The organism is Providencia sp. UF-183 (assembly GCF_058246155.1).
On the sequence record NZ_JBSICD010000046.1, the window covers coordinates 1 to 4986 of the forward strand.

5 protein-coding genes and 2 pseudogenes are annotated in these 4986 nt (G+C 39.2%); 4 read left to right on the forward strand and 3 right to left on the reverse strand.

Features of this window, described 5'->3' with window-relative positions; all coding sequences use genetic code 11:
• The first annotated feature begins 485 nt into the window (after positions 1-485).
• Positions 486-1223: pseudogene (locus tag AC4IFT_RS22130) on the forward strand (IS6 family transposase).
• 141 nt (positions 1224-1364) lie between these two features.
• Here the strand turns inward: AC4IFT_RS22130 and AC4IFT_RS22135 are convergent.
• Together AC4IFT_RS22135 and AC4IFT_RS22140 are read right to left on the reverse strand one after the other, a co-directional pair.
• Complete coding sequence (locus tag AC4IFT_RS22135; RefSeq protein ID WP_490752869.1) at positions 1365-1676, reverse strand: helix-turn-helix domain-containing protein; 312 nt, start codon at positions 1674-1676, stop codon at positions 1365-1367.
• Positions 1669-2013: a toxin gene (locus tag AC4IFT_RS22140; RefSeq protein ID WP_490752871.1), complete on the reverse strand. Its 345-nt coding sequence runs from the start codon at positions 2011-2013 to the stop codon at positions 1669-1671. The genes AC4IFT_RS22135 and AC4IFT_RS22140 overlap by 8 nt, the downstream gene beginning before the upstream one ends.
• A gap of 205 nt (positions 2014-2218) precedes the next feature.
• Between AC4IFT_RS22140 and AC4IFT_RS22145 the strand changes: the two genes are divergently transcribed.
• The 3 genes from AC4IFT_RS22145 to AC4IFT_RS22155 all read left to right on the forward strand — a co-directional run bounded on the left by AC4IFT_RS22145 (position 2219) and on the right by AC4IFT_RS22155 (position 3937).
• Positions 2219-2851, forward strand: a complete 633-nt coding sequence (locus tag AC4IFT_RS22145) for a recombinase family protein (protein WP_490752873.1) — start codon at positions 2219-2221, stop codon at positions 2849-2851.
• 29 nt (positions 2852-2880) lie between these two features.
• A complete protein-coding gene (locus AC4IFT_RS22150; protein ID WP_490752875.1) occupies positions 2881-3159 on the forward strand; it encodes a cytoplasmic protein in 279 nt (92 codons plus the stop codon).
• Positions 3160-3239: 80 nt separating this feature from the next.
• A protein-coding gene (locus AC4IFT_RS22155; protein ID WP_490752877.1) for an IS1 family transposase occupies positions 3240-3937 on the forward strand; the annotation gives its coding sequence in 2 pieces (ribosomal slippage) (positions 3240-3489 and positions 3489-3937; 699 coding nt in all).
• Between the two features lie 247 nt (positions 3938-4184).
• Here AC4IFT_RS22155 and AC4IFT_RS22160 read toward each other — a convergent pair.
• Positions 4185-4910, reverse strand: a pseudogene (locus tag AC4IFT_RS22160) (IS91 family transposase); the annotation flags it as partial.
• Positions 4911-4986 lie beyond the last annotated feature (76 nt).

Here is a 4986-nt window from a genome sequence, read left to right on the forward strand (position 1 = left end):
TTATGTGTTTATGTGTTTATGTGTTTATGTGTTTATGTGTTTATGTGTTTATGTGTTTATGTGTTTATGTGTTTATGTGTTTATGTGTTTATGTGTTTATGATTGCATAACCAATTTCCATTGTAAATACATTTTTGTGTTTTTGTGTTTTTGTGTTTTTGTGTTTTTGTGTTTTTGTGTTTTTGTGTTTTTGTGTTTTTGTCATTATAAGACCTACAGAATGACATTATTACAAATAAAAACCTCAAATATTTTACCTTTGTTAAGTATTACATTTGATTATCTGCTTAAATATAAGAAGATCGTAAGCCACAAAATTGCACCAAAATCGGAAGATATTTAATGGGAATATAAAATTTAACTACCTCTATGCTCACGAATCGAATTTCAAATGACCTTTTTCACCTAAGTTCTACTGGGCTTTTTGCAAAAATTACCTAAATGAGAAACACTCACGGTATTGGTCATCGCTTTAGGATAAACTCATGCCACCAAACGAGTTTAAATGGAAACATTTTGCTCCCACGAGCATCCTTTGGTGCTTACGTTGGTATGGAGCTACACCGTTAAGCTATGCCAACGTCAGTTATATGCTGGCTGAACGGGGAATTTCGATTCACCGTTCAACGATTTATCGCTGATTTATTAAATATGCACCCATTCTCCGTAAAAAACTCAAAAAATATCAATTCATTCGGGCTATTTCATATTGGCAGCTCGATGAAACTTACGTCAAAGTTAACGGAAAATGGTTTTACCTTTACCGTGCAATAGATAAATACGGAGATACGCTGGATGTTTACTTTTCACCCAAACGTAACCGTTATGCTGCCTATGCATTTATCAAACGCGTATTAAAACTTTATCGCTCCGAACGACAACCCAAAACGTTAAACACCGATAAGCACGCAGCTTACGGTTACGTCATAGCTCGTTTAATTAAAGAAGGGAAACTCTGGGCTGACGTAAAACAATGGCAAATTAAAACCCTCAACAACCGCATTGAATCGGATCACGCCCCGATTAAAAAATTGATTGTTGCGACAGGCGGTTTCAAATCTGCGAAGCGTGCTTGGTCAACTCTCCAAGGATTTGAAACGTTGCGAAAACTGAATAAAGGTCAATTTGATGACTGGTTACGTCGTGACGAAGCTAAATTTCGGGTGCGAGAGCGATCTGCCTTTATGAATCGATTATTTAATGTAGAGGCGGTTTTAGCCTGACCCCCCTATTAACACAGAGCAAAAACGCACAAATTTATTACTTGCAACAAGCCCTTAATGACTTGATAAGGCTAGTAGCACATAAAAAACTTAATATGATAAAAAAGGAAAAACCGTTGCCACGGTCCTTCCTTTCAACCATTATAATCCAGCTAATTCATTTAAGGTATCAGGTCTTTTTTCTACCATTTTGAGCAACAAGACAGCTTGTTTATTAGGTTTTGCAAGCCCTTGCTCCCAATTTTGCAATGTCGTAACTCCTGTATGTAAATACTGAGCGAAGACTGCTTGAGATAATTTTAATTTTTCTCGTATTGCTTTTACTTCGGTAGGTGTCATAGACAAAGGTTTCATGTTGATACGATGAGTCTTTAACGTTTTCTTTCCTTCGTTAAACTCACTCCACGCATCCATTCCTTCTTGGAGCTCAGAAAAAATATCACGTTTAGTCATCATTACTCCTTTTTTTAATCATATCTAACATCTTACTTAATTGCTCTCGCTGGCTTGTTGTTAGATCATCTGCAATGTTTTTACCGTAAATAGTGAATAACAAAAATTGTGATTTTTCCAAATACCAATAATAAATTATTCGGGTACCACCACGTTTTCCTTTATTTCTTTTTGAGTCAGAAAATCGAACTTTCCGTAAACCACCTGTGTGTTGAATAACATCACCACATAATGGATTTTTTAATAGCATAATTTGAAAGCTTCGAAACTCATCATCTGTTAGATAACTTTCCCTATATCGCTCAAAAGCAGGTAATTCTACAAATAACGCTTTCATACTTGTACCTAGATTTGTAGTTATCACTATAATATACCCAAAATGGGGATAGTCAATGTTTTTGTTACACTTTATGCCAATTTACTTATAGCCTTAGGGTATACTCCAATGATATAAGCTAAAAACTATCAATTCACTATCAATGCTATAACCTATATGAGACACTTTTAATGAGATAATTTAAATGCGATAGATTGGTGAAAAAATGTTCATACGAGCTTACCTCAGAGCCTCTTCTGAAGATCAATATGCAGATAGAGCAAAAAATATGCTAAATGATTTTGTTGAAGAACGAGGGGGACGAATTGCGAATTATTATCGCGAGCATATTAGTGGTACGAAATTAGAACGCCCTGAACTTTCGCGTTTACTCAATGATAGTCAACAAGGTGATATTTTATTAGTTGAACAAATTGATAGACTCACTCGATTAAATAATACCGATTGGCTAAAATTAAAAAAACAAATAGAACAACATGAGTTACGGATTGTCAGCCTCGATATTCCAACATCTTGGCAAGCCTTAAATAACCAAGCTCCCACACAGAGCGAACCTATCACACAAGCTGTACTTTCTGCTATTAATACCATGTTGATTGATTTGATGGCGGCCATGTCACACAAAGATTGGGTCAGTCGCCGCGAACGACAAAAACAAGGTATCGAACGCGCCCAAACTTTAGGTAAATACAAAGGAAAGCAGGCGGATAAAGAGCGTCATGAGAAAGTGATTTACTACCGAAAAACAAAAGGACTCAGCATTCGTGAAACCGCCGATGCCACAGGCTATAGTTGTTCACAAGTCTGTCGAATTCAACTACGTTATCAACAAAAATAATCAGCACTCTATTTAGAGAGGAAAAACGTATGGCGATATCAACAGAACAACTCCTCGGACTATTACGCCGAGGATATACAATCACCACATTTTATCGTTTATCTGCAAAGACCGCCTTTCAATCCTCAGTTCGCATACCTCAAGGTTATCTTTTACTATCACAAAATGGGGAAGAAGAAGGCGTTTTAACGCATATCGAATTCCAATCAATTAAAGACTTACTTTCCGAACACGATAGATGGGAGGAAACCATTGGCTCAACACGGTATGGCGGAAGCCGCTGGTCCCTGATATCGATTGAGCCATAATGCCCCTTTACCGCCTTTATTTCGGTCATGTATTCAATCCGGTGAGCATCCTGTATAAGGTAATTTACCGGAGAATATTCATGGCTAAAGTCGAAGTAAGGTGCCCATTTTGTCAACAAACGCCCTCAGTGAAAAAACATGGGTTAGGGAGCACTGGGCATCAACGTTATCGTTGCCAAGACTGCTGCCGAAGCTTCCAACTCGACTATGAATATCGTGCCTGCCAACCTGGCACCAAAGATAAAATTATCGACCTCACGATGAATAATGCCGGGATTCGTGATACCGCTAGAGCTCTTCATATCAGCATTAATGCGGTTGCTCGCACTTTAAAAAACTATCGCCGAGGCAGATAACCTCTTTACCCCTTGATAATCTGCACATTGAACTCCTTTGTGAAGTCGATGAACAGTGGTCTTTTGTCGTTAATAAGAAACAACAACGCTGGCTCTGGTATGCTTGGGAACCTCGCCTAAAACGAATTATTGCGCATACATTTGGTCATCGAAACAAGCGAACCCTTCGCCAGTTACTGGCTTTACTGTCAGGGTTTAATGTGGCTTTTTGGTGCACGGATAAGTTCAGTGCTTATGAGATATTGCCCAAACAAAAACACGTGGCAAGTAAGTTTTATACCCAACGAATAGAAAGAGAAAACTTGAACCTAAGAAATCGCTTAAAGCGACTTAACCGTAAGACATTAGGCTACTCGAAGTCACCTGAAATGCATGATAAAGTCATCGGCACATTCATAGAGCGTGAACACTACCTATTGTAGTAATCTCTATATTGAATACACGACCCCTTCTTGAGTGACTTTTAAGTTATCCCATGGCTTTTGGCTGATGTTCATTCCTTGAGGAATAATTAATGGTTAGGAGACTGAATGTCACTTTTGCCTTTATATTCTAACCATTGCCCGCTATGCCGATGACTGATCACCTATTTTATCGATAAGTTACTGTCTGTATTTTCATTATTTGGATATTTAGTATACGATTAACTGAATTTTAAGCGGATCATCCCTATGCCGCTTGTTGTAACCATCGCTCAGTTTTAAATTGTTGACGACGCATGTCTAATAATGTTTCGGCTCGAAGCCCAGCCTCTGCACAATTAAAACCATTCGGCTCCCACACAACACACATTGGTATGGGTCCACATTCGTAAATTGCTTCATCAGTGATGCAAAGCCCGGTTTTTGCGGCTTAGCCTTCACTGTCATCCCCAGTGCTTCATACACTTTCGGTAATAAAGCCCCCCGCTTTCGATTGGCCAGAAAGCCGTAATATCGGACCATTTAAAAATGGCGAGACGGGATATGATTGATATAACGCCATAGCATCTCTTCCTGACTCAGTCGTTGTGTGCGATGGCGCTGAGTCCGGTGGTCAAAATAATGATGAACTACCGCACCGCCGGTGTAATGACGTAATTTTGAAGCAGCTATCGGCGGTCGTTTCAGGTAACGGCCAAGATAATTGACGCTTTGGCGGGGGTTTCGAGTTTTTTTAGCGAAGTGAATTTTCCAGCGTCGCTGGTACTGAGCTTCAAGAAATTGGCACCATTCGCGGTAATCACGGATGTGCTCGAAGCCAGTCATTGGTAAATTCAATGTCGCGTAATTTTCCCGTAATAAGGTAATGATGGCCTGACGCCAGTAACGTTCAACGATTTTCTTTTTGAAGAAAATGGGGCGCCAGATGCCGTGTTTGAGGCAGAGTTCCCCCGCGAGTCGCCGATAAATGAAGGGACTGTTGCAAAGTTTAAGTAGCCGGTATGCTAAATTAACTATTTCATTACTGAGGGCCGTTTGGTGAATGCATT